The sequence below is a fragment of the Spirosoma liriopis genome (assembly GCF_023196085.1).
Classification (GTDB): Bacteria; Bacteroidota; Bacteroidia; order Cytophagales; family Spirosomataceae; genus Spirosoma; species Spirosoma oryzicola.
The window spans coordinates 212,723-235,546 of record NZ_JALPRF010000003.1 but is presented as its reverse complement, the minus strand read 5'-3'; the positions used below and the strand labels follow the sequence as shown (position 1 = coordinate 235,546).

16 protein-coding genes are annotated in these 22,824 nt (G+C 52.0%); 12 read left to right on the top strand and 4 right to left on the bottom strand.

Translation table 11 applies throughout. The features are described from left to right. Positions 1–34: 34 nt before the first annotated feature. Positions 35–1,048 carry a threonine aldolase family protein gene (locus tag M0L20_RS17800; protein ID WP_248478337.1) on the top strand — a complete coding sequence of 338 codons (1,014 nt, stop codon included), beginning with the start codon at positions 35–37 and terminating at the stop codon, positions 1,046–1,048. 221 nt (positions 1,049–1,269) lie between these two features. Beyond that, a complete protein-coding gene (locus M0L20_RS17795) occupies positions 1,270–2,868 on the top strand; it encodes a carbon-nitrogen hydrolase family protein (protein ID WP_248478335.1) in 1,599 nt (532 codons plus the stop codon). A gap of 178 nt (positions 2,869–3,046) precedes the next feature. Here the strand turns inward: M0L20_RS17795 and M0L20_RS17790 are convergent, their stop codons facing one another. The 3 genes from M0L20_RS17790 to M0L20_RS17780 all read right to left on the bottom strand — a co-directional run bounded on the left by M0L20_RS17790 (position 3,047) and on the right by M0L20_RS17780 (position 7,180). Then, the gene (locus tag M0L20_RS17790; protein ID WP_248478334.1) at positions 3,047–4,237 is read right to left on the bottom strand and encodes a S8 family peptidase; all 1,191 of its coding nucleotides are present in this window, start codon (positions 4,235–4,237) and stop codon (positions 3,047–3,049) included. Positions 4,238–4,354: 117 nt separating this feature from the next. Beyond that, positions 4,355–6,136, bottom strand: a complete 1,782-nt coding sequence (locus M0L20_RS17785; protein WP_248478333.1) for a hypothetical protein — start codon at positions 6,134–6,136, stop codon at positions 4,355–4,357. Further along, positions 6,137–7,180: a 3-oxoacyl-ACP synthase III family protein gene (locus M0L20_RS17780; RefSeq protein ID WP_248478332.1), complete on the bottom strand. Its 1,044-nt coding sequence runs from the start codon at positions 7,178–7,180 to the stop codon at positions 6,137–6,139. A gap of 103 nt (positions 7,181–7,283) precedes the next feature. Between M0L20_RS17780 and leuS the strand changes: the two genes are divergently transcribed. Next, the gene (leuS, locus tag M0L20_RS17775; RefSeq protein WP_248478331.1) at positions 7,284–10,124 is read left to right on the top strand and encodes a leucine--tRNA ligase; all 2,841 of its coding nucleotides are present in this window, start codon (positions 7,284–7,286) and stop codon (positions 10,122–10,124) included. Between the two features lie 351 nt (positions 10,125–10,475). After that, on the top strand, positions 10,476–11,561 hold the full coding sequence (locus tag M0L20_RS17770) for an acyloxyacyl hydrolase (RefSeq protein WP_248478330.1): 1,086 nt from the start codon (positions 10,476–10,478) through the stop codon (positions 11,559–11,561). 86 nt (positions 11,562–11,647) lie between these two features. Here the strand turns inward: M0L20_RS17770 and M0L20_RS17765 are convergent, their stop codons facing one another. Then, entirely contained in the window at positions 11,648–12,661 is a 1,014-nt protein-coding gene (locus M0L20_RS17765; RefSeq protein WP_248478329.1) for an LLM class flavin-dependent oxidoreductase, read from the bottom strand. A 267-nt stretch (positions 12,662–12,928) separates the two neighbouring features. Here M0L20_RS17765 and M0L20_RS17760 point away from each other — a divergent pair, with 267 nt between their 5' ends. From M0L20_RS17760 to M0L20_RS17725, 8 genes are all read left to right on the top strand, one after another. Next, entirely contained in the window at positions 12,929–13,792 is an 864-nt protein-coding gene (locus M0L20_RS17760; RefSeq protein WP_248478328.1) for a glycerophosphodiester phosphodiesterase family protein, read from the top strand. Between the two features lie 214 nt (positions 13,793–14,006). Beyond that, positions 14,007–15,086, top strand: a complete 1,080-nt coding sequence (locus M0L20_RS17755; protein ID WP_248478326.1) for a sulfite exporter TauE/SafE family protein — start codon at positions 14,007–14,009, stop codon at positions 15,084–15,086. A 45-nt stretch (positions 15,087–15,131) separates the two neighbouring features. After that, complete coding sequence (locus M0L20_RS17750) at positions 15,132–16,325, top strand: trans-sulfuration enzyme family protein (RefSeq protein ID WP_232562281.1); 1,194 nt, start codon at positions 15,132–15,134, stop codon at positions 16,323–16,325. An 11-nt stretch (positions 16,326–16,336) separates the two neighbouring features. Continuing rightward, a complete protein-coding gene (locus M0L20_RS17745; protein ID WP_248478325.1) occupies positions 16,337–17,446 on the top strand; it encodes a Gfo/Idh/MocA family protein in 1,110 nt (369 codons plus the stop codon). Further along, positions 17,443–18,177, top strand: a complete 735-nt coding sequence (locus M0L20_RS17740; protein WP_248478323.1) for a phosphoadenylyl-sulfate reductase — start codon at positions 17,443–17,445, stop codon at positions 18,175–18,177. Before M0L20_RS17745 ends, M0L20_RS17740 begins: the two co-directional genes overlap by 4 nt. A gap of 63 nt (positions 18,178–18,240) precedes the next feature. Then, entirely contained in the window at positions 18,241–19,143 is a 903-nt protein-coding gene (gene cysD / locus M0L20_RS17735) for a sulfate adenylyltransferase subunit CysD (protein ID WP_232562278.1), read from the top strand. A 99-nt stretch (positions 19,144–19,242) separates the two neighbouring features. Then, positions 19,243–20,511, top strand: coding sequence for a sulfate adenylyltransferase subunit 1 (locus M0L20_RS17730; protein ID WP_248478321.1), 1,269 nt, complete (start codon positions 19,243–19,245; stop codon positions 20,509–20,511). Positions 20,512–20,660: 149 nt separating this feature from the next. Continuing rightward, positions 20,661–22,805, top strand: coding sequence for a nitrite/sulfite reductase (locus tag M0L20_RS17725; protein ID WP_248478320.1), 2,145 nt, complete (start codon positions 20,661–20,663; stop codon positions 22,803–22,805). Positions 22,806–22,824 lie beyond the last annotated feature (19 nt).

Here is a 22,824-nt window from a genome sequence, read left to right as displayed (position 1 = left end):
GCCCGCAATTCCATTCTGCGCGACCTTTGTTTACATGATTATTGACCTACGAAGCGACACGATTACGCAACCGACGCCCGCCATGCGCGAGGCTATGTTTACGGCTCAACTAGGCGACGATGTGCTGGGTGACGACCCGACCGTCAATGCCCTCGAAGCGAAAGCAGCCGCCTTGTTCGGTATGGAAGCCGCGCTTTTCTGCGCGTCGGGCACGATGACCAACCAATTGGCGATTCGTACGCACACCCGCCCCGGCGACGACGTGATCTGTGATTACCTGTCCCATGTGTACCAGTACGAAGGCGGTGGTATTTCGGTCAATGCGCTGGCGTCGGCCAGTCTGCCGCAGGGCGAACGCGGTAAACTTACCCCCGATCTGATCCGCGAATACATTTACAACCCCGCCGATTCGCACAAACCGTTATCCCGGCTGGTGGTGCTGGAAAACACGGTCAACAAAGGAGGAGGCTGCTACTATACCGTTCCCGAAATTGCGGCCATCCGGCAAGTCTGCGACGAGCATGGTTTGATCCTGCATCTCGACGGTGCTCGCCTGTTCAACGCGCTCGTCGAAACAGGTGATCCCACGGAAGCGTACGGCCAACTTTTTGATTCGATCAGCATTTGTCTATCGAAAGGATTAGGCTGTCCGGTCGGTTCGCTGTTGATCGGAAAGGCCGACATGATCCGTCAGGCCCGGCGGTATCGTAAGCTCATGGGTGGTGGCTGGCGGCAAGCCGGATTTCTGGCGGCAGCGGGTATCTACGCGCTCGATCACCACATCGACCGACTAAAAATCGACCATGCCCGCGCCCGTAAAATCGGCATCATGCTCGAACAAGTCCCTGAAGTAGAGAGCATTTTACCGATTGACACCAATATCGTAATTTTTAAGCTGTCGGCAAACCTCTTAGCGACCGATTATGTTGCACAATTAGAAGCGAAGGGGATTCGTAGTGTAGCATTCGGCAAGCATTTGGTCCGTTTTGTAACCCACCTCGACTTAACGGACGAGATGATGACGAATCTGGAATTACGCTTACGTTGATTTCAGGTCTGGTATACAGTCCGCTACCGAGTGCCGAGCACAAGCATTATTTTGTCCATCAAAGACGGTCTAAAATTTCGTTTCTATACCTTTTTGTCATCCCTCCTGCCGCACCGGCGGACCGGTCGGGATGACAAAAATTATCCGCTTTAGTTTATCAAGGAAAAACCTAGGCAGTCTATTAAAAAATCAGGTTAATTCCGCCGGAACAGTCAACACCTATGCATATACAAGTTAGAACCTTACAGAAAGAAGATTACCATGACCTCAAAGAGGCCATGATCGAAGTGTACAGTGGTATCGGTGGCGATTACTGGTCGAAAAGTTCGATCAACAAGCTGCTGAATATTTTTCCGGAAGGTCAGTTCTGCGTAGAAGTAGACGGTAAAGTCGTTGCCAGCGCGCTGGCTATCCGGGTCAAGTACGACCAGTTCGGCGACAACCACACCTATTACGAAATCACAGGCGGCTACTCGTTTAAAACGCACAACGACGGCGGAGATTACCTCTACGGGATTGAAGTCTTCGTGCATCCCGACTACCGCGATTTGCGGCTGGGTCGGCGGCTGTACGATGCCCGCAAGGAATTGTGCGAGCAGCTGAACTTAAAAGGGATTCTGGCGGGTGGTCGCATTCCAAACTACAGCAAATACGCCGATGAACTGTCACCCCGCGAGTACATCGCCAAGGTAAAGCAAAAAGAAATTTACGACCCAACGCTTACGTTCCAGCTCTCGAACGATTTTCACGTTCGGAAGGTGCTGCGCGGCTACCTACCCGGCGATTCGGAATCGAAGGAATACGCAACGCTGCTGGAATGGATCAATATCTACTACGTTGTTGAGAAAGACAAAAAGCCGCATACCGACTCAATTATCCGGCTTGGCGTCATTCAGTGGCAGATGCGTCTGTTCAAAAACCTGGCGTCATTTCTCGACCAGATCGAGTTCTTCGTGAATGCGGTGAGTGATTACCGGGCCGATTTCATGGTGTTGCCGGAGTTTTTCAATACACCGCTGATGGCCGATTTCAACGATCTGCCAGAGCCGGTAGCGATTCGGAAACTCGCCGACTTTACCGAACCGGTGCGCGAAAAACTTTGCGAACTGGCGATTTCCTACAACGTCAATATTGTGGGCGGCAGTATGCCGCTCGTTGACGACGATGGTAAGCTCTACAACGTCGCTTACCTCTGCCGCCGGGATGGCTCCTGGGAAGAGTACCGGAAGATTCACATTACGCCGAATGAAGTGAAGCACTACGGTATGGTGGGCGGCTACGAAATCCGGGCGTTTGATACGGATTGTGGGAAGATCGGAATGCTGATCTGCTACGATGTTGAGTTCCCTGAACTGGGTCGGATTCTGGCGCAGCAGGGCATGCAGATTCTGTTCGTCCCTTTCCTGACCGATACGCAGAATGGTTACTCACGCGTACGCCACTGCGCGCAGGCACGGGCTATCGAAAACGAATGCTACGTCGCCATTTCGGGCTGCGTCGGCAATCTCCCGAAGGTGCATAACATGGACATCAACTACGCCCAATCGGCGGTGTTTACTCCCTCGGATTTTCAGTTCCCGACTAATGCGGTCAAAGCCGAAGCAACCGCCAACACGGAAATGGTGCTTATTGCCGACGTTGATTTGAGTCTGCTCAAGGAGCTTCACGAACACGGCTCGGTGCAGGTGCTTAAAGACCGCCGGACGGATCTATACGACGTTACGTTGAAGAAAGCAGCCAAGAAAGCGTTGAAACAGAAGAAAGCATCGGCAGACAACGACCCGGAAGTAGTAGCTCCCGTCATCGTCGTGGCCGAGTAATCGATCGCATAATACACTAAAGAAGAGGACCCGAAGCACTCACTAGTAAGTGCTTCGGGTCCTCTCTTTATTTAACTAACGTGAATAATGACCTTTATTTATTGATAGTCAACGAATTGATGATCAATTTTTGTTCTATTTTTTGTCATCCCGACGGCGACACGCTACGAGCCGTTCTTTATTCCCCCGCCATGGGATCGGGCTTACCGTCGGGATCACCTTGTACAGTGCCGTGCGTAGGCAGCTTGTTTCCACGGATAAACAACAACCCGGCTACGTGGGGTGCGGCCATTGAGGTTCCGCTCAGAATAGCGTATTTACCGCCTTTGTACGTCGACGTGATCCGAACGCCGTACGCACAGACATCCACGCTGCTACCGAAATTAGAAAACGAAGCAAAGTTGTTATTTTTGTCCATCGCCGATACGGTAAAAACGTTGGCGTGGTTCACCCGTGCGGGCGAGTAGCTATCGCTGTTTTTGCCGTCGTTGCCAGCCGCAATCGCGAACAGAATACCCGCATTGGCCGCCTGGAGAATAGACCGCTCCAGCGAGTTGGATATTCCTTCTCCGCCGAGGCTCATGTTCACCACATCACCCTCTTTACCATTCTGCACCACATAGTTGACCGCCTGGATAATGCCCGACAAGCGCCCTTCACCTTCGTCGTCCAACACCCGTAATGCGACCAGCTTCGCCCCCGAAGCGATACCCGTTACCCCAACGTTGTTGTTTTTAGCCCCAATAATTCCGGCCACGTGCGTACCGTGACCGTTCTCGTCGTCCGCTGAAGTTTGGCCGCTCACAAATGATCGGCTCCGGGTTAGATCGACATTCAGGTCTGGGTGGTCTAGATCGATACCCGTATCAATGATCCAGACGGTTTTATCGGTTTGGACATCCCCCCGCCCATAGCCGGTTTGCTGAATGTTCCAGAGCAGCGTTGACGACGTTTGCACATCCACGCAATTGCAGATCGACATGATCCGGTCGGGTTCGACCGAGGCCACCGCCGGGTCTTGCCGGACTCGGTTTAATTCGTCGGCGGATAAATGCGCCAAAAAGCTGGTTTGCTCACCCGCACCGAGCACATCGACCTGCGGATCGGCCACCTGATAGCTCGTCAGCAGTTGTTCGGCAGTCGTTTCGACGGCGGCCATCCGGGCACCCGATGCCGTCGGCAGGGTTTGCGTTGGCTGATAGGTAACAATGTATGAACCGGCAATCGTCTGACCGTTGGTCGTTGACGCTTTGACCAGACAGTCGGCCGAAAAAGTTGGCTCTACGTCGCGGTCGCTCTGACAACCCAGCAAACCAAAGCCAATGAAAACGACGTTGGTGATCGTCGCCAGCGAAAGAAATCGTCGCATGAATACGTACGGATTCAAAGAAATGAAACGAGAATAAAAGGCGTATACGTTCAGATCATGCGGTTCTTTTCCAAGGACTTGCTTATACTACGCAAATCAGGACCAAAACGTGTCATTTCAAGGCGTATTTTTTGCCTGATTTCGTAGCGGAATAAATACGACCCGCCCCGCTGCCGGAAAGCGTGTTTCGGCGATTGGGCGCCCGTAACGCCGGTAGAATTCGCCCACCTGATCCGATGTCAACAGACCGGGATAGAGGTTGATGCCGGCGAAGTGATTAGTTCGCAGAAACGCATCCAGAAACTGCCAGTCCTGTCCGGTAAATACATAGCCGGGCCGTAACAACCGGGGCCATTCGTCGCGCAGAAACGGCTGGATGTGAGTCGGATGCAGACGACCGAAATATTGCCCGACAACATTTTTGTCGTAAAAACGGCGGAACGTAAAAACGGCATTCTGCTGGTCATAATACGGGCAAAGACCTTCTTTTGCCCCCACCCCGTCGGCCCCCACGGCGCAGAAGGGCCAATCGAGTACCGCTACGCCGGGTTGCTGCTTCACGACGGCACAGTAGCGGATCAAACTTTCCGAGGCTACGTTGATGGGCATCCGTAACCGTTGACTGTAGCCTGTATACCACTCTGCTGCCATAAGGACACTTAACACCACGCTTAGACCAAGAGCCAATGGGCTACGTGATGGTCTTATAGGCAATGCCAGAAGCCCCAGCAAAACAGGGTAAATCAAACTGGCTCGCCCGCCGTGCCGGTTGAAACTAAACCAGGGAAACAGTTTCAGCGTCGGTATCAATACCGGATGATAAAGCAGACAAAGGATCAGCATGGTTACCACCGGCAGCCACAGCGCCACGCGTCGGCGAATCTGCCACCAGCCCAGAACGGCTAAAACAACCAGATACAATCCCGGACTTCCTTGCGCGTAGCTTTCAAAGGTGTCCCGCAGATATGGTTTGTAATCGAAGGCAAACGTATGCAGACCGGGCAGATGCGGAATAAGCAACCGCAACGGGTGCGACCAAGCCCTGAGTTCGGGTACAGCGCCAAAATCAAATTGCCAGGCGGTAAACGCAATCTGCAAGGTCAACGGCAGATACAGCCAGGCACTCACAACAATGAGCGTTAGAGCCATCGTTATGACAACGAACTGGCGGTTCCACTGATCGCGCACGTAGGTCCGAAAAAGTATCATCCATCGGCCCGGCTGAGGAAATTGCCGGTACAATGCCACCGCCAGTACAGGGACCGTCAGGGTCGTTAGCGTCAGGGCAAATCCAGCTACATAACCCAGTTCCTGACCGAGTACCTGAAGATGCAGCCATGCCCAGAATAGCCAGTAAGCAAGCGAAACGCTTTTTTTGTCCAGCACGTCGAGCAACAGCCGATACGTCGCCACCATGCACAGCACCGTCCAGTGATCGACGCAGACGTTCATGTGCACGGGAAACTTCCAGATCGCATAAAAGTTAAACACCGATACAATCAAGCCAAACACAAACGCTTTCGCCAGACCAAACCGGGGCGCAGTCAGGGCAAACGTACCGATAGCTGCAACGACCAAACTGTAGACGTAATAAAACTGAAGGTACGGACCGGGGCCATCAAACAGCCGGTAACAGAGTGCATACCAGTAATCACGCTCGAAGCCCCAATCCAGAAAGACCTGATTTAAACCGTACGGATAAAAACTTTGCGTATTGAGCAGATTCAGTTGAGGGAACGGCCACAGACTTAGATTCTTGCCAAAGAAATACCCAACGTATTCGTACTGGTCTGTGTCGTTGCCATCGGATAGTGGGAAGCTAAAATTGCCAACGGCCAGACTTCCCAGTCCAGCCGTCAGGATTACAATGCCAATATACCAACCGATCTTTTTGCTCATCTACCACCGAATCAGGGCCGAACCCCACGTAAACCCGCTTCCAAATGCGGCTACGCAAAGTAAAGCACCATCCTCGATTTTTCCTTGCTCCCAGGCTTCACACAAAGCGATGGGAATGGAAGCCGCCGTGGTATTGCCAAACTTATGGATGTTGTTAAATACTTTCTCGTCGGATAAGCCCAGCCGTTTCTGAACCAGTTGAGCAATGCGCAGATTCGCCTGATGCGGCACCAGCAGGTCAATGTCTTTTGGCAACAGATTCATCTCGTCCAGGGCTTCGTTAATCACTTCGGGAAAGCGCGTTACGGCGTGGCGCAGCACCGTCTGCCCGTTCATGTACGGTAAACCAGCATGATCGTCGTGTTCGGCAATGCTATTGATTTCCTCTTCCGTAAACCGCAGCGATTCTTTTTCGAGGTAGTACCCACCGTGGGCACCCGGATTAAAGCAGGCCAGTTCCTCCGCGTAGGTACCGTCGGCGTGGAGATGGGTGGTCAGAATACCGCGCCCAGGTTCGTCACAGGGTTGAATGACGGCGGCTCCGGCCCCGTCACCAAACAAAATCGTTACGTCGCGGCCCGTCGGCGAAAAATCCAGACTCCGCGAGTGCGTCTCGGCTCCAACGATTAGCACGTTTTTGTACTTCCCCGTTTTAACGAACTGATCGGCAATGGACAAGGCGTAAATAAAGCCTGAGCACTGGTTACGGATATCCAGCGCGCCCATCGCTCGGTGCGTGATACCTAGTTCGCGTTGCAGCAAAACGCCGTTTCCGGGAAAATAATAGTCGGGACTCAAGGTCGCAAAAATGATAAAATCGACATCCGCCGGCAAGATTCCGGCCCGGTCGATAGCGATGCGGGCGGCTGCCGCGCCCATCGTCGTGGTCGTTTCGCCGTGTTTTTTGCGGTAATGCCGTTGTTCGATTCCGGTTCGTCCCTGAATCCATTCGTCCGACACATTCACCAGCGGAGCCAGTTCGACATTAGGCACAACCCGTTCGGGAACGTAATACCCTAAGCCAGCAATTCGCGCACTTTTCATTTCGTACTAATTGGACAAAAGACACCTCATTGATGGGCGGCAGCCAAAACGGTCAAAATTTGGTATCTTTGCCCATTCTTTCGCAGCAATTTCATTCGTTAACATGGAGTATAATCACCGCCAGACCGAGCAGAAATGGCAACGGTTCTGGGACGATAACCATACCTACAAACCAGCAGAACAGACGGACAAACCGAAGTACTACGTACTCGACATGTTTCCGTATCCATCGGGCGCGGGCCTGCACGTTGGGCACCCACTCGGCTATATCGCATCCGACATTGTGGCGCGTTACAAGCGACTCAAGGGCTACAACGTGCTGCATCCGATGGGATTCGACTCGTTCGGACTTCCCGCTGAGCAGTATGCCATTCAAACGGGTCAGCATCCGGCGGTAACAACCGAGCAGAATCTGGCCCGGTACATCGAACAACTCAAAAACATCGGTTTCAGTTATGACTGGAGCCGGGAAGTTCGTACGTCCGATCCATCGTATTACAAATGGACGCAGTGGATTTTCATGGAGTTGTTCCGCAGCTGGTACAACAAGGACACCAACCGGGCGGAGCCTATCGAAACGCTGACGGACAAGTTTGCCACCAACGGCACCACCGATGTCAACGCGGTTTGTGACGAGGACGCTCCAACGTTTACAGCCGCCGAGTGGAACGCCCTGTCGACGCGGGAATCCTACGAGATCACCTTGAAATACCGCCTGACTTTCCTGGCCGACGCGGTGGTAAACTGGTGTCCGGCCCTGGGTACGGTACTGGCCAACGACGAGGTGAAAGACGGCGTTTCGGAGCGGGGTGGTTATCCGGTCGAGCAGAAACTCATGCGCCAGTGGATGATGCGCATTACGGCCTATGCCGACCGCCTGCTGACCGGCCTGGATTCCATCGACTGGACGGAATCGATAAAAGAACAACAGCGCAACTGGATCGGCAAATCGGTCGGAGCCAGCGTTAAATTTCCGATTCGTTCGACCCAGCAGCTCGGCGGTGAAACCGTGTCTATACCCACGTCCAACATCGAAGTGTTCACGACCCGCGTCGATACCATTTACGGCGTTACGTTTATGGTACTGGCTCCTGAGCATGAACTGGTACCAGCCCTGACAACGCCCGAACAGCAGGAAGCCGTAACAGCTTATGTGAATGCGGCTAAGCTCCGCTCCGAACGCGACCGGATGGCCGATACTAAAGCCGTTTCGGGGGTGTTCACGGGTAGCTACTGCGTCAATCCGTTGAGTGGTGAAGCCGTCCCCATCTATCTGGCCGACTACGTACTGGCGGGTTACGGTACGGGTGCGGTGATGGCCGTTCCGTCGGGCGACCAACGCGACTGGACTTTTGCAACCCACTTCAATCTGCCGATTATTCCAATTCTGGACGCGCAGAAAGACATTGACCAGCAGGCGGATAACACCAAAGAAGGTCATTACATCAACTCCGGCATTATCAACGGGCTAACCTACAAAGAAGCAACCGCAATCCTGATTGCGTGGCTCGAAGAACGGGGTCTGGGCCGTGGAAAGATCAACTACCGGATGCGCGATGCGGTATTTAGCCGTCAGCGCTACTGGGGCGAACCCGTACCTGTTTATTTCAAAGAGGGCTTGCCTTACCTGATCGATGAGAGCGACCTGCCGCTGGAACTGCCCGCCATCGACAAGTATTTGCCTACCGAAACCGGCGAGCCCCCGCTGGGACGCGCCGAAGGCTGGAAATACAAAGGCGAATACGAGTACGAGCTAAGCACCATGCCCGGTTGGGCCGGTTCGTCGTGGTACTGGTATCGGTACATGGACCCGCAAAACGACACGGCTTTTGCCTCGAAGCAGTCCATCGATTACTGGCAGAACGTTGACCTATACATCGGCGGTACCGAACACGCTACGGGTCACCTGCTTTACAGCCGCTTCTGGAATAAATTCCTGAAAGATCGCGGCTACGTACCCCAGGAAGAGCCGTTCAAAAAGCTCATCAACCAGGGCATGATTCAGGGCCGGAGCAATTTTGCGTATCGGTTGAAGGGTACGGGCGTCGAAGGTACCCGGCCTGTTTTTGTGTCGCTGAATCAGGTTGGCGATCAGGAAGTAACGCCGTTGCACGTTGATGTCAATATCGTTGAGAACGACGTTCTGGACATTGAGGCATTCAAAAAAGCACGTCCGGATCTGACCGAAAATGCGGAGTTCATCACCGAGCCGGACGGTCGTTATATCGTTGGTGCGGAGGTTGAAAAGATGTCGAAGTCGAAGTTCAACGTCGTCAATCCCGACATGATCGTGGAGAAATACGGCGCGGACGTACTGCGGCTGTACGAAATGTTCCTCGGCCCGCTGGAGCAGGCAAAACCCTGGAATACAAACGGTATCGACGGCGTTTCGCGTTTTATCCGCAAGTTCTGGCGGTTGTTTTATAAAGATAACGCAGCCGGAGAAAGTCAGTGGATCGTAACGGATGAACAACCGACGCCAGCCGAGTTGAAAGTGCTGCACAAAACCATCCAGAAGGCCGAAAACGACATTGAAAGTTATTCGTTCAATACGTCGGTAAGCGCGTTCATGGTCTGCGTCAACGAATTAGCAACGCTCAACTGTCATAAACGCGCTATTTTACAGGATCTGGTTTTGCTGCTATCGCCGTACGCACCGCACATTACCGAAGAGCTTTGGGCTGCGTTAGGCAATACGCCGGGTACAATTTCCGAAGCTGCGTTTCCTAAGTTCAACCCCAACTTCCTGGTCGAAGACGCTTTCGACTACCCGATCCAGATCAATGGGAAAGTTCGGACCACGATCAGTTTTGCCGTCGACCGCGCTCCCAACGAGATCGAACAGGAAGTACTGGCCGACGCGACCGTACAAAAATGGCTGGAAGGTAAATCACCGAAGAAAGTGGTTGTCGTGCCAAAACGGATCGTCAACGTTGTGATTTAATCAGAAGGCAATCTAAAAATAACCTTTTGATAGTATGGATTAGTGTCGGCGGGTCCGTTTGGTGGTGTCGGTTTCTGAAACCGACACCACCAAACGGACCCGCCGACGTGTTGAAGCCCTGGTTACACAACGGCATTCGTTTCAATACGCTACGGTTGGCATTTCAATTACCGTGTTACTTCACATAGGAATCTATTCTCACTTTAAAACAGATGCGCTCTGCAAAATCAAACTTTACCAAGAATTCATTTAACTTATAAAATACCTTTGTTTATATATTACGGCAAAACAACATTTTTTACGTATACATATTAATTATTATATCAATAATGTATTTACATTGTAACTATCATGGTAAAATGTATACTGTATATAGCTTTGTTATTTCCGGGGTGGGTGATCGCTCAATCTGATTCAAGCTTAGTCAATCGTCAATTCGTCATAAAATTACACCAGGGGCTATACGCACCCGATCAGGTGGTTCCGTCAACGGGAAACGTACCGCAGAGTATCGAGCTTGACTACAGTTGGCTGGGGGTTCAGCGGAAGACTTGGGAACAGTGTAACTGCTTTGCCAGAACAGGCATTTACGCCAATTACATTGCTTTCCGCAATCCAATTGCATTAGGGCGCACAGCCGGGGCCGGTTTTTTCTTTGAACCGATGATCCTGTACCGTCGTCGATTCAATCTGTCTGTCCGTGGTTCGATCGGTCTGACGTACCTGACTCGCGTTTATGATCCCGAAACGAATCCGACCAATCAATACTTCAGCTTACCAATTAGCAGCATGATCGGCGCGAGCCTCAACGGCTATTATCAACTTACGGATCGTGTCCACGTAAATCTATCGGCCCATTATAATCACATTTCAAACGCCGGAACACGCCAGCCCAATCAGGGAATGAACATCCCGAGCCTTGCCGTAGGCTTGGTCTATTCTACGAACAAACCCACATACCCAAACACGCGGCTATGGAAGCATTCTCCATTGGTTCGTCGCTGGATCGCTCACGCTTTATTGATGAGCTCGATTCGCGTGTTGCCCGGAAGTCCAGAAAGCCCGGAAATGGCCTTGCCCATGTTTGGGCTCAAATTACTCGGTGGCTATCGACTTAGCCAGTCCCATGTTCTATCGGGGGGCGTTGAACTCGTTGACGATCTGTATTTTAAAGAGCAGGTAAAGCGCTGGCGTTACAAGGATCAAAACTACCGTCAGGGGACGCTGTTAGCCGGTTACGAGTTTTGGCAGGGTCGTTACTTATTTACCGCCCACATGGGTTGGAACGTCGTGCGTCCCCGGCCTTACAAACCGGCAACGTATCAGAAATATGGTTTGCTCTACCGGTTCAACAGTGGCATCACCGTCGGTTTTGACGTAAAAGCCTACGGCGACGATACGAAAGGGTTTCAGTTTTTAGGCGGAATGACTTTCTAAGCAGGTTACGAAAAGGGTTTCTGGGCCGCAACGTGCATGTACGTTGCGGCCCAGAAACCCCTGATTAGTTGCTAGCTACCTCTACTTTATACGGAGGCTGTCTCCTGCTGAACGGCCAGATTAGACCGCACCGCTGCCGCAATCTCAATGGAATGCTTACGAGCCTGATGATCGAAAATTGGCGCAGAAATAATTAGCTCATCCGCCTTGGTTTGCTCAATCAGATTAGCCAGTCCGCGCTGTACGGTTTCAGGAGAGCCAACCGCCGAGCAGCTTAGTACCTGCTCGATACCCGCTAGTTCATACTCCGGCCACTGTGCTGCCAGATCATCAACCGGCGGCTGCATCTGACGTGCTTTCCCGCGTCGAATGTGCAAAAATTGTTGCTGTACCGACGTAAACAGCCGTTCGGCTTCCCGGTCGGTATCGGCAGCTACGACATTGACCGCTACCATCGCGTAGGGTTCGGACAGGTAAGCCGACGGTTTGAACCGTGACCGATAAACCTCCAGGGCGCGCATCAGTTGCGCTGGTGAAAAATGCGAAGCAAACGCATACGGTAAGCCTAAATACGCGGCCAGCTGTGCACCAAACAAGCTCGAACCCAGAATCCAGACGGGTACATTCAGATCGACGCCGGGTATGGCCTGTACGTGTTGATCCGTATCGCCCGGCTGAAAATACTGCAATAACTCGACAACATCCTGCGGGAAACTATCGCCGTTATTGACATCCCGGCGTAGTGCCCGCGCAGTGGCCTGATCAGCACCAGGGGCCCGGCCTAATCCCAGATCAATCCGGCCCGGATACAGCGATTCAAGCGTACCAAATTGTTCCGCAATAATCAGCGGTGAGTGGTTCGGCAGCATAATCCCTCCCGCTCCTACCCGGATCGTTTGGGTACCACCCGCGATGTAGCCGATCACAACCGATGTAGCCGCACTGGCAACACCCGGCATATTGTGGTGTTCAGCAACCCAGTAGCGGTTATACCCTAACTGTTCGGCGTGTTGGGCTAGGTCAAGCGAATTGCGTAAAGCCTGCGCAGGCGTATTGCCCGCAACAATAGGCGAAAGATCGAGAACTGAGAAAGGAATCATTTTCGTATTCGTTAAGCGGAAGGTTCACCGATAAACGGAAACCCGTTTCTGATAAAAGATGAAGTAGACCCGTAAGACGCTACGTGGTGCCGTTATGGATTCTAAGCCAGACGCTTTATTTTTACGACCTCGCTTGGTAGACTGGCTACCGAATGAATAACGAATACATCACTGCTTCAGCAACAACACGACTTACCCGAACGGTTCCTGCGTTGGTTACAGCTTTGAAAAGCCTTCAATAGCAAACACGCAGAATCCCTTACATCCATGATTACAAAACCTGCTTTATTCCTCGGATTAGCCTTCGGTCTGATCACCTGCTCACCCAAAACCTACACAAAAATTTCCACGGGTGGCGGTCCTGACTTTTTTAGTTACAAAGCCCAACAGGGGCCCGCCAAGATTTCGGCGCACCGGGGCGGTGGTGACTTGAAAGGGTACCCCGAAAACTGCATCGAATCCTTTGCTTATCTGGCGAAACAAATGCCGGTCATCATCGAATGTGACATCGACCTGACAAAAGATAGTGTGCTGGTTATGATGCACGACGCCACCCTGGACCGAACAACGACTGGTACGGGAAAACTGATCGACAAAACCCTTGCGGAACTGGCTCCTTTCCGGCTGGAAGACAACATGGGCAATGTGACACCGTATAAAATTCCGACGCTGGAACAGGTACTCAACTGGGGCAAAGGCAAAGTAGCGTTTACGCTCGATGTCAAGCGAAACGTGTCATTCGAGAAAGTCGTGAATATGGTTCGCAAAACCGGGATGGGTGACTACGCGGCCATCATTACGTACAATGCGCAGGATGCGGCTAAAATCAACAAACTCGATCCAAATCTAATGATTTCGGTCACGATTCGGAACCGGGCTGAGTACGACCGTCTCCACGATCTTGGCATTCCCGATAACCGGATGGTGGCGTTCGTCGGCGTCAAAGAACCCGACGCTGAACTATACCAGTTTCTGCATCAGAAAGGCATTGCCTGTATTTTGGGTACATTGGGCAACCTCGACAAACAGGCCGCAGCCAAAGGTGACCAGGTGTATAAACAATTCGCCAAAAACGGTGCCGACATCATGTCAACCGACCGTCCGCTGGAGGTCTGGAACGCGGTGAAATAGCGATAAGCGCAAAGGGTTAGCAACCCTGACAGTACCCGGCGAACCAGAAGCCGCATAGCTTACCAGGATACAATGACGAAATCAGCCGTTTGCTTGTTTTTACCGATCCAATCTGCGTACCTTTGTGTTCTTCTCTTCATCGGCAAAAGCGGCACTTCATTGTGCCGCTTTTCATAAGAAAATAAATCTATTAAGTCGATAGGATTTAGACACTATGAATAACCAAGACGAAGCCGGACTAGTGCCAGCCGGTGATGCAGTCGCGACTACCTCACTGCCATTTGACCTTAACGGCTTACGAGTCAGCATCCAAGGTGATATAAATCGTCGGGAAGCGCAGGCCGACGCACTTCGACTGGCTTTCCCCGACGCGGAGGTTGTAACGGCTGAGTCGATCCGTAACCCACTACTCAGACGACGGAATCGCACCGAAATTGCGATTTACGTTTTTGCGGCCCTCGCCCTGATGATTGTGGGTCATCTGGTATTCGATTACCTGACCCTCGATCGGTTAACGGTCATTGCACAGGCGATTGACATTACCCCCGACATTTTTTACTTCATAGCCGCTGGCTTCGTCGCTCAGATGATCGATGGTGCCCTGGGGATGGCCTATGGTGTTACCGCCACTACCTTTTTGACTAGCGTCGGTATCAGTCCGGTTTTTGCCACGGCCAGTGTACACAGCTCCGAAATCTTCACCTCCGGTGTATCGGGCTACATGCACCTCAAATTTGGCAACGTCAACAACCGGCTCTTCAAAATTGTCCTGATTCCGGGTATTATTGGCGCAGCGCTGGGTGCTTTCCTGATCACCAAACTGTCGGATATGGAACTAATCGCCGACTATCTGTCTCCGGCCATTTCGGTCTACACGGCGATTCTTGGCGTTTTGATCCTAAAAAAAGCACTGGCTAAGCAAACCAAGAAAAAGCCGGTTCGAAAGATCGGGTTACTGGCCTGGTTCGGTGGTTTTGTGGATGCCATCGGCGGTGGTGGCTGGGGTCCTATCGTCAATTCAACGTTGATTGCCGCTGGTCGCCACCCACGCTATACGATCGGTTCTGTCAACCTGGCTGAGTTTTTCGTTTCGTTCGCTTCTTCCGTCGTATTTGCCCTTTACGCCGGTCTGGATAATTACGGGATGGTTATTTTGGGGCTGATCCTGGGTGGCATGATTGCTGCGCCGATTGCCGCTCACCTGTCCCGCAAACTCCCCGTCAAAACCATGATGGTTCTCGTCGGAATTGTTATAATCCTCGTAAGTTTGCGGAAGATAATTAAGTTCTTTTAGTGTCCGTTACAGACTCGGTATTCGAAAGCCGATTTCATTCGCCGTATGAAAAAACAAACCAAAGCGATCCGTACCCAAACAGGCAAATCGCAGTATCGCGAGCATTCTGTCCCCCTATACCTAACGTCCAGTTTTGCCTTTGAAAGTGCTGAACAGGGTAAAGCCTTATTCGAGGAAACCGAAGCTGGCAACATTTACTCCCGCTTCTCGAATCCAAACGTAACGGAGTTTGTTGATAAGGTTTGTATGCTCGAAAATGCCGAAGAAGGTATTGCTACGGGCACCGGCATGGCCGCCGTATTTGCCAGCATGGCCGCTATCCTGAAATCCGGCGATCATTTGGTTGCTTGTCGGGCGTTGTTCGGATCAGCGCATCAGATTATCACGCAGATTCTGAGCAAGTGGGGCATCACTCATACGTATGTCGATGCGACGGCCAGTGAAGCGGAGTGGGAAGCCGCAATGCAACCCAACACGCGCATGGTTTATCTGGAAACGCCATCGAATCCGGGTCTGGAATTAGTTGACCTGGAAATGCTGGGTCGGTTAAAAGAGAAGTACGGCTTTATTCTGAACGTAGACAACTGCTTTGCCACGCCAATCCTGCAAACGCCGATTGATTTTGGTGCTGATTTATCAGTGCATTCGGCGACGAAATTCATGGATGGTCAAGGCCGCGTACTGGGTGGAATCGTGGTTGGTCGGGCCGACCTGATGGCACAGATCCGATTCTTTGCCCGCCATACGGGACCATCGCTGTCGCCCTTCAACGCCTGGGTTTTATCCAAAAGTCTGGAAACGCTGGAATTGCGGATGGACCGTCATTGCAGCAATGCCTTAGCACTGGCTCAGGCGCTCGACGCTCACGCGGACGTAGAACGTGTGTTGTATCCGTTCCTGCCTTCGCATCCTCAGTATGAGCTAGCCAAACGGCAGATGAACGCGGGTGGTGCTATCGTAACCATCGAGTTGGAAGGTGGCTTTGAGCGGGTGAAAGCTTTTTTCGACGCCCTTACGATCCCGACATTATCCTCGAACCTTGGCGATTCGCGCACGATTGTCACTAATCCCAACACGACGACCCACGCGAAACTAAAACCCGACGAAAAAGCAGCTCTGGGCATTACGCCCGGTTTGATTCGCATTTCGGTTGGTCTGGAAGCTATTGACGATCTGATCGCTGACTTTACGCAAGCAGTAGAAAAGTCGGCGGAAGTGGTTAAAGAAAAGATTGCTTAACCTCCTGACGAATGGTGCGAATTCCGCTGTACATCGCTTTCCTGCTTATGAGCCTCCTGGCGAACGGTCAATCTCCGAAAAAACCGATTCGCATTGGGATCGTGGGCTTGGTACACTCGCATGTACACGGCATTCTCAACAAGGCGTTTCGGCAAAAACAGACCGACGTTGAAATTGTAGGCATTGCCGAACCAAACCGGGAACTGGCCGAGCGATTTGCCAAGCAGTATGGATACAGCATGAGCCTGGTTTATCCAACCATCGCCGAAATGCTGGACAAGACCAAGCCCGAAGCCGTTACGGATTTTGGCCGGATTATCGATCATAAGAAAACGGTAGAGGCTTGTGCGCCACGCGGCATTCACGTGATGGTTGAGAAACCATTGGCAACCAGTTTTGCCGACGCCCAACAGATGGGATCGCTGGCCAAAAAGCATAGCGTCCAACTGCTGACGAATTACGAAACGACCTGGTACGGTAGTAATCACAAGGCGTTCGCCCTGGCGAATTCAGAAAAAGCCATTGGCGATTTGCGCAAGATCGTCGTTCACGATGGGCATCAGGGGCCGAAGGAGATCAACGTCAACAAGGAATTTCTCGACTGGCTGACCGACCCGGCTACCAATGGAGCGGGTGCATTGTTTGATTTTGGTTGTTACGGTGCCAACCTATCGACGTGGCTACTGCGAAATCAGCGCCCTCTGTCGGTGATGGCCGTAACGCAACAGATCAAGCCGGACATTTATCCGAAGGTTGATGACGAGGCAACCATCATTCTGACCTATCCGAAAACGCAGACCATTATTCAGGCTTCCTGGAACTGGCCCTTTAGCCGCAAGGATATGGAAGTGTACGGCCAAACAGGCTACGTTTTTACCGTAGATGGCACCCGAATGCGGCTGCGTCAGAAGGACGACAAAGCCGAACGTTCGCTGGAAGCCACTTCGACGGATGCCCCTGCTGCTGACCCATTTGCGTATTTCGCCAGCCTGCTTCGTGGGGAAACTAAACCCGACGAATTAACGTCATTAGAGAACAACCTGATTGTTATGGAAATCCTGGATGCGGCCCGCCAATCGGCTAAAACCGGCAAGGCTGTGTCCTTAAAGCAGAAATTATGATTGCGGAACCCACCTCCTATACGCTCGAAAGCCTGAGCGAGCGGCTACAGGGATTGAGCAGTGTCGAAGCCCTGCGTACACTGGCCCACTTATACCCTGGCGAAGTTATTTTCTCGACCAGCCTGGGCTATGAAGATCAGGTCATCACCGATCTAATCCTGGCAAACGATATTCCGATCAAGATCTTCACGCTCGATACGGGTCGGATGTTTTCGGAAACGTATTCTGTCTGGAAAAAAACGAACGACCGCTATGGAGCCAAGATCGAAACCTATTTCCCAAAAGCCGATGCTATTGAGAAACTGATGACCGACAAAGGTCCCTATAGCATGTACGATTCCGTTGAAAACCGGAAAGAATGCTGTGGCATCCGAAAAGTAGAGCCCCTGAACCGGGCGCTTAAAGGCAACAAAATCTGGATTACGGGTATTCGGTCGGAGCAATCGGCCAATCGCCAGTCGATGACGCAGGTGGAATGGGACGCTGCCCACGACCTGTTTAAATTCCACCCGATACTCGACTGGACGTTCGAGGAAGTGAAGCAGTACGTAAAAGAGCATAACGTACCGTATAATCCGCTCCACGACCGGGGCTTTGTCAGCATTGGTTGCCAGCCCTGTACCCGTGCCATCCAACCCGGCGAAGATTTCCGCGCTGGCCGCTGGTGGTGGGAAGATAACTCCAAGAAAGAGTGTGGCTTACACACGCACGAGGAAGCATTCAAACCATAAGTCGTTCAGTTGTTGCTATACGTACTAGCGCCGGCAAGTGACACCTATGACCATACAATGACAATGAAGTTAGATTATCTAGATCAGCTCGAATCGGAAGCCATCCACATCATGCGTGAGGTCGCCGGGCAGTTTGAGCGCCCCGCCCTGCTGTTTTCCGGCGGTAAAGATTCTATTACCCTGGTGCATCTGGCCCTGAAAGCCTTTCGACCGGGTAAGCTTCCGTTTCCACTGGTACACATCGATACAGGCCATAACTTTCAGGAAGCCCTTGACTTTCGGGATAATCTGGCCGAGCAGATCGGTGAGAAGCTTATTGTTCGGTACGTTGAAGATACCATTCGCGAAAAGAAATTAAAGGAGCCCACCGGCCGAAATGCGACGCGTAATGGCTTGCAGACCTTCACATTGCTCGATACCATCGAAGAATTTGAGTTCGATGCCTGCATCGGCGGTGCCCGTCGGGATGAAGAAAAAGCGCGGGCCAAAGAACGTGTTTTCTCAGTCCGCGATGAGTTCGGCTCCTGGGACCCCAAGCGGCAGCGTCCCGAACTTTGGAACCTCTACAACGGTCGCATTCACAAAGGCGAAAACGTACGCGTATTCCCAATCTCGAACTGGACCGAACTCGACGTTTGGAACTACATTCGTCGCGAAAAAATAGCGTTGCCCAGCATCTATTTTGCCCACGAGCGCGAACTGCTGATTCGTGATGGCAAGCTGATGGCAACGGCGGGCGGAGTTATCAAACCCGAGGCCGACGATCAACTGGTGACCCGCCGAGTACGTTTCCGAACCGTCGGTGACATTTCGTGCACGGCAGCTTCCGAATCGCAGGCTGATACGCTCGATGCCGTTATTGACGAAATTCAGGCCACACGCATCTCCGAACGGGGCGAAACCCGCATGGACGACCAGCTATCCGAAGCGGCCATGGAAGACCGCAAAAAAGGCGGCTATTTTTGACAACTGTGCATGAGTAATTGAGTGTATATGGGATTATCGGTATAAACCTCAGTCACTAATTTCCTCAATTGTTTATTCACGAAATCACCCACTGAGTAAATGGATCTCCTCCGATTTATAACCGCCGGTTCAGTTGACGACGGCAAAAGTACCCTTATTGGACGGCTTCTCTACGACTCCAAATCCATTTTGGCCGACCAGCTTGAAGCAATCGAACGAGCAAGCAAAAGCCGCGATGACGGTGAAATTGACCTCGCCCTGCTGACAGACGGTCTGCGTTCCGAGCGGGAACAAGGTATTACAATTGACGTTGCTTACCGTTATTTCCAGACGCCGAATCGTAAGTTTATTATTGTCGATGCGCCGGGCCATATTCAATACACCCGCAACATGGTAACGGGTGCGTCGAATTGCCAGCTGGCTATTGTCTTGGTCGATGCGCGTCACGGTGTCGTTGAACAAACGCGTCGGCACTCCCTGATCGCTTCGCTGTTGGGTATCCCGCACATCGTCGTGGCGATCAACAAAATGGATCTGGTCGATTATTCGCAGGATGTGTTTTCTGACATTTGCATTCACTACGCCGAGCTAGCTCAAAAACTAAACGTTCATCAGGTATCGTACATTCCAATGAGCGCGCTCAACGGCGATAACGTCGTTGACAAATCAACGGCGATGACCTGGTACGAAGGACCAACCCTCCTGGAGCACCTGGAAACGGTAACGATCAACGACGCTGTTGATGGCGAAACCGAAGACCATCATCCTGCACGTTTTCCCGTTCAGTACGTCATTCGCCCACAGACCGCCGAACTGCACGATTACCGGGGGTATGCGGGTAAAATCACGAGTGGTACTTTCCGAAAAGGGGATTCCATTACGGTACTGCCCTCCGGCGAAACATCGACCATTGACGCCATTGAGATAGCGGAGAAACAACTCGATGAAGCGGCTACCCCAATGTCGGTTGTTTTGCATCTGGCTACGGATGTCGACATCAGCCGGGGTGACCTCATTGTCCGTTCCGATAGCCAGCCGATCAGCAGCCAGAATGTGGGAGCGATGCTTTGCTGGATGGATACCAAAGAATTTAAAGCGGGCAATAAATATGTCCTGCAAGTCGGCACAGCCCGCACGCGCTGCTCGGTTCGTGAGATTGCCTATCAACTAAACGTCAACACTTACGAGGAAACGGAAGGCGTAGAAAGCCTGAAGCTCAACGATCTGGCCAAAGTCGTTCTTCGTACGGCTCAACCAGTTAGCTTCGATCCATATGCCCAGAATCGCGCAACGGGTGGCGCTATTCTGATTGACGAAACGTCAAACGTAACCGTGGGAGCCTTAATGCTGACCGGCGAATCGTTATAACAAACCGTTATCGTCCATAACGAATAGCTATACACCCCCTGAACTTAAGTCAGGTGAATTTGCTTTATTATTGTACAACGATAGAACGCCGGTAAAACGGCGTTTTGTTTAACTGTATTAGTTGATTAAATCTATAGACAATAGTAGTTATGTCCATCCGCCTTACCGATAACGTCAGTGAAGCCGCTCGGCGCGATATCCTTGATCTGGAAAAGAAAATTAGCTCGTTCCAATCAGGCAGTATAGCCGACGAAGCCTTCCGTAAATTTCGGCTTACGCGAGGGGTTTATGGCCAGCGGCAACCGGGCGTTCAGATGATCCGCATCAAGCTTCCGCACGGACGGATCACGGCTGACCAGCTCACCCGCATCGCCGATCTGTCGGACAAGTTTGCAACGGGCAATTTACATGCTACTACCCGTCAGGATATTCAGCTTCACTTTGTTAAGCTGGCTGATTCTCCGCAGCTTTGGGCCGACCTTGAAGATGCGGGTATTACGCTAAAGGAAGCCTGCGGTAATACAGTCCGTAACGTGACGGGTTCGGCCCGCGCTGGCGTTGATCCAACCGAACCGTTTGACATTACTCCCTACGCATATTCGATTTTCGATTATTTCCTGCGCAACCCAATTTGCCAGGATATGGGCCGGAAATTTAAAATATCGGTTTCGTCCAGCGAGAGCGATTCGGCCTACGGCTATATGCACGATGTCGGTCTAATCCCGCGCACTCAGCATGGGAAGCGTGGCTTTAAAGTGCTTTTGGGCGGTGGTCTCGGGGCTCAACCTTTTCCGGCCCAAACGGCTACTGAGTTTCTGGAAGAAGAGCGGGTAATTCCGTTCATCGAAGGGGTGATTCGGGTATTTGACCGGTACGGTGAGCGGCAGAAGCGACACAAAGCCCGGATGAAATACCTGCTCAACGACATTGGTTTAGAAGAATTGCTCCGTCGTGTCGATGAAGAGACGCCCGCGTTAAAAAACAAAGCGTTTACAATTGACCCATCGCGTTGGTCGGTAGAGGATCAGTATCCGAGCCGCCCGGAGGCCAGCAACTATACGGTATCAAGTGACAATCCTAAGCTAAACAATTGGTTCAAAACCAACGTGTTTGAACAAAAGCAGGCGGGCTGGTACGCGGTTCAACTGCGCGTGCTCCTCGGCGATATGCATTCCGATACGGCGCGGTCCCTGGCGCAGATTGTCAAGCAATACGCAGCCGACGACATTCGCGTAACCGTCAACCAGGGTTATCTCCTTCGGTACGTTCGTCCGGAAAACCTTGTCGCTGTCTTCGAAGCACTGGATGCGCTTGGTCTGGCTGAACCTGGTTTTGACACCACCGCTGATATCACGACCTGCCCCGGCACGGATACCTGTAACTTGGCTATTTCGAGCAGCTACGGAATCACGCGGGCGCTGGAACAGATGATGCACGACGAATTTCCGGATCTGGTTTTCAACGATGACATCAAGATCAAAATTTCGGGTTGCATGAACGGCTGCGGTCAGCACTCGGTGGCGAACATTGGCTACCACGGCTCATCGCTCAAGAACGGCGCTTATGTGCTGCCCGCCTTACAGGTGTTGCTCGGTGGCGGTTTCAATGGCAAAGGTGAAGGATTAATTGCCGACAAGGTCATTAAAATTCCAACCAAACGCGGTCCGCACTCGCTACGGGCATTACTACGGGATTTTGAAACCAATAGCTTCGACGGCGAATACTACAGCGACTACTACGCTCGTCAGGGAAAGAATTACTTCTACCAGTTACTCAAACCGCTGGCGGATCTGAAAACACTCGTTGACAGCGACTACATCGACTGGGATCATACCGAAAAGTACGTTACGGAAGTCGGTATCGGCGAATGCGCCAGTGTGCTGATCGACCTTGTGGCGACAACGCTTACCGAAGCAAACGAGAAGCTGGGCTGGGCGCGTGAAGCACACACCGGAGGACGCTGGGCCGATGCACTTTACCATGCCTACAACGTGTTTATCACCGGAGCTAGAGCCGCTTTGATGAGCCGCGATGTTCCCACCAACACGCAACACGGCATTGTGAGCGACTTTGATAAAACGTTCCTGGGCGAACCCGATTTCCACCAGACCGAAGGTGAGTTCAAAGCCCTGGTGTTCAGCATTAATAAGCAGGAGCCGTCCGAACTATTTGCGACTCAGTTTGTGGCGAAAGCCGAAGCCTTTTTACAGGCCGTTCAAGCTTACCGTGAAGCGCAGATCGAACAGGAAGGTTTACCCGAACTACAGGCGTTGACCCAGGCGCAGGACAGCTAAATTTATCGATATGCGGCAC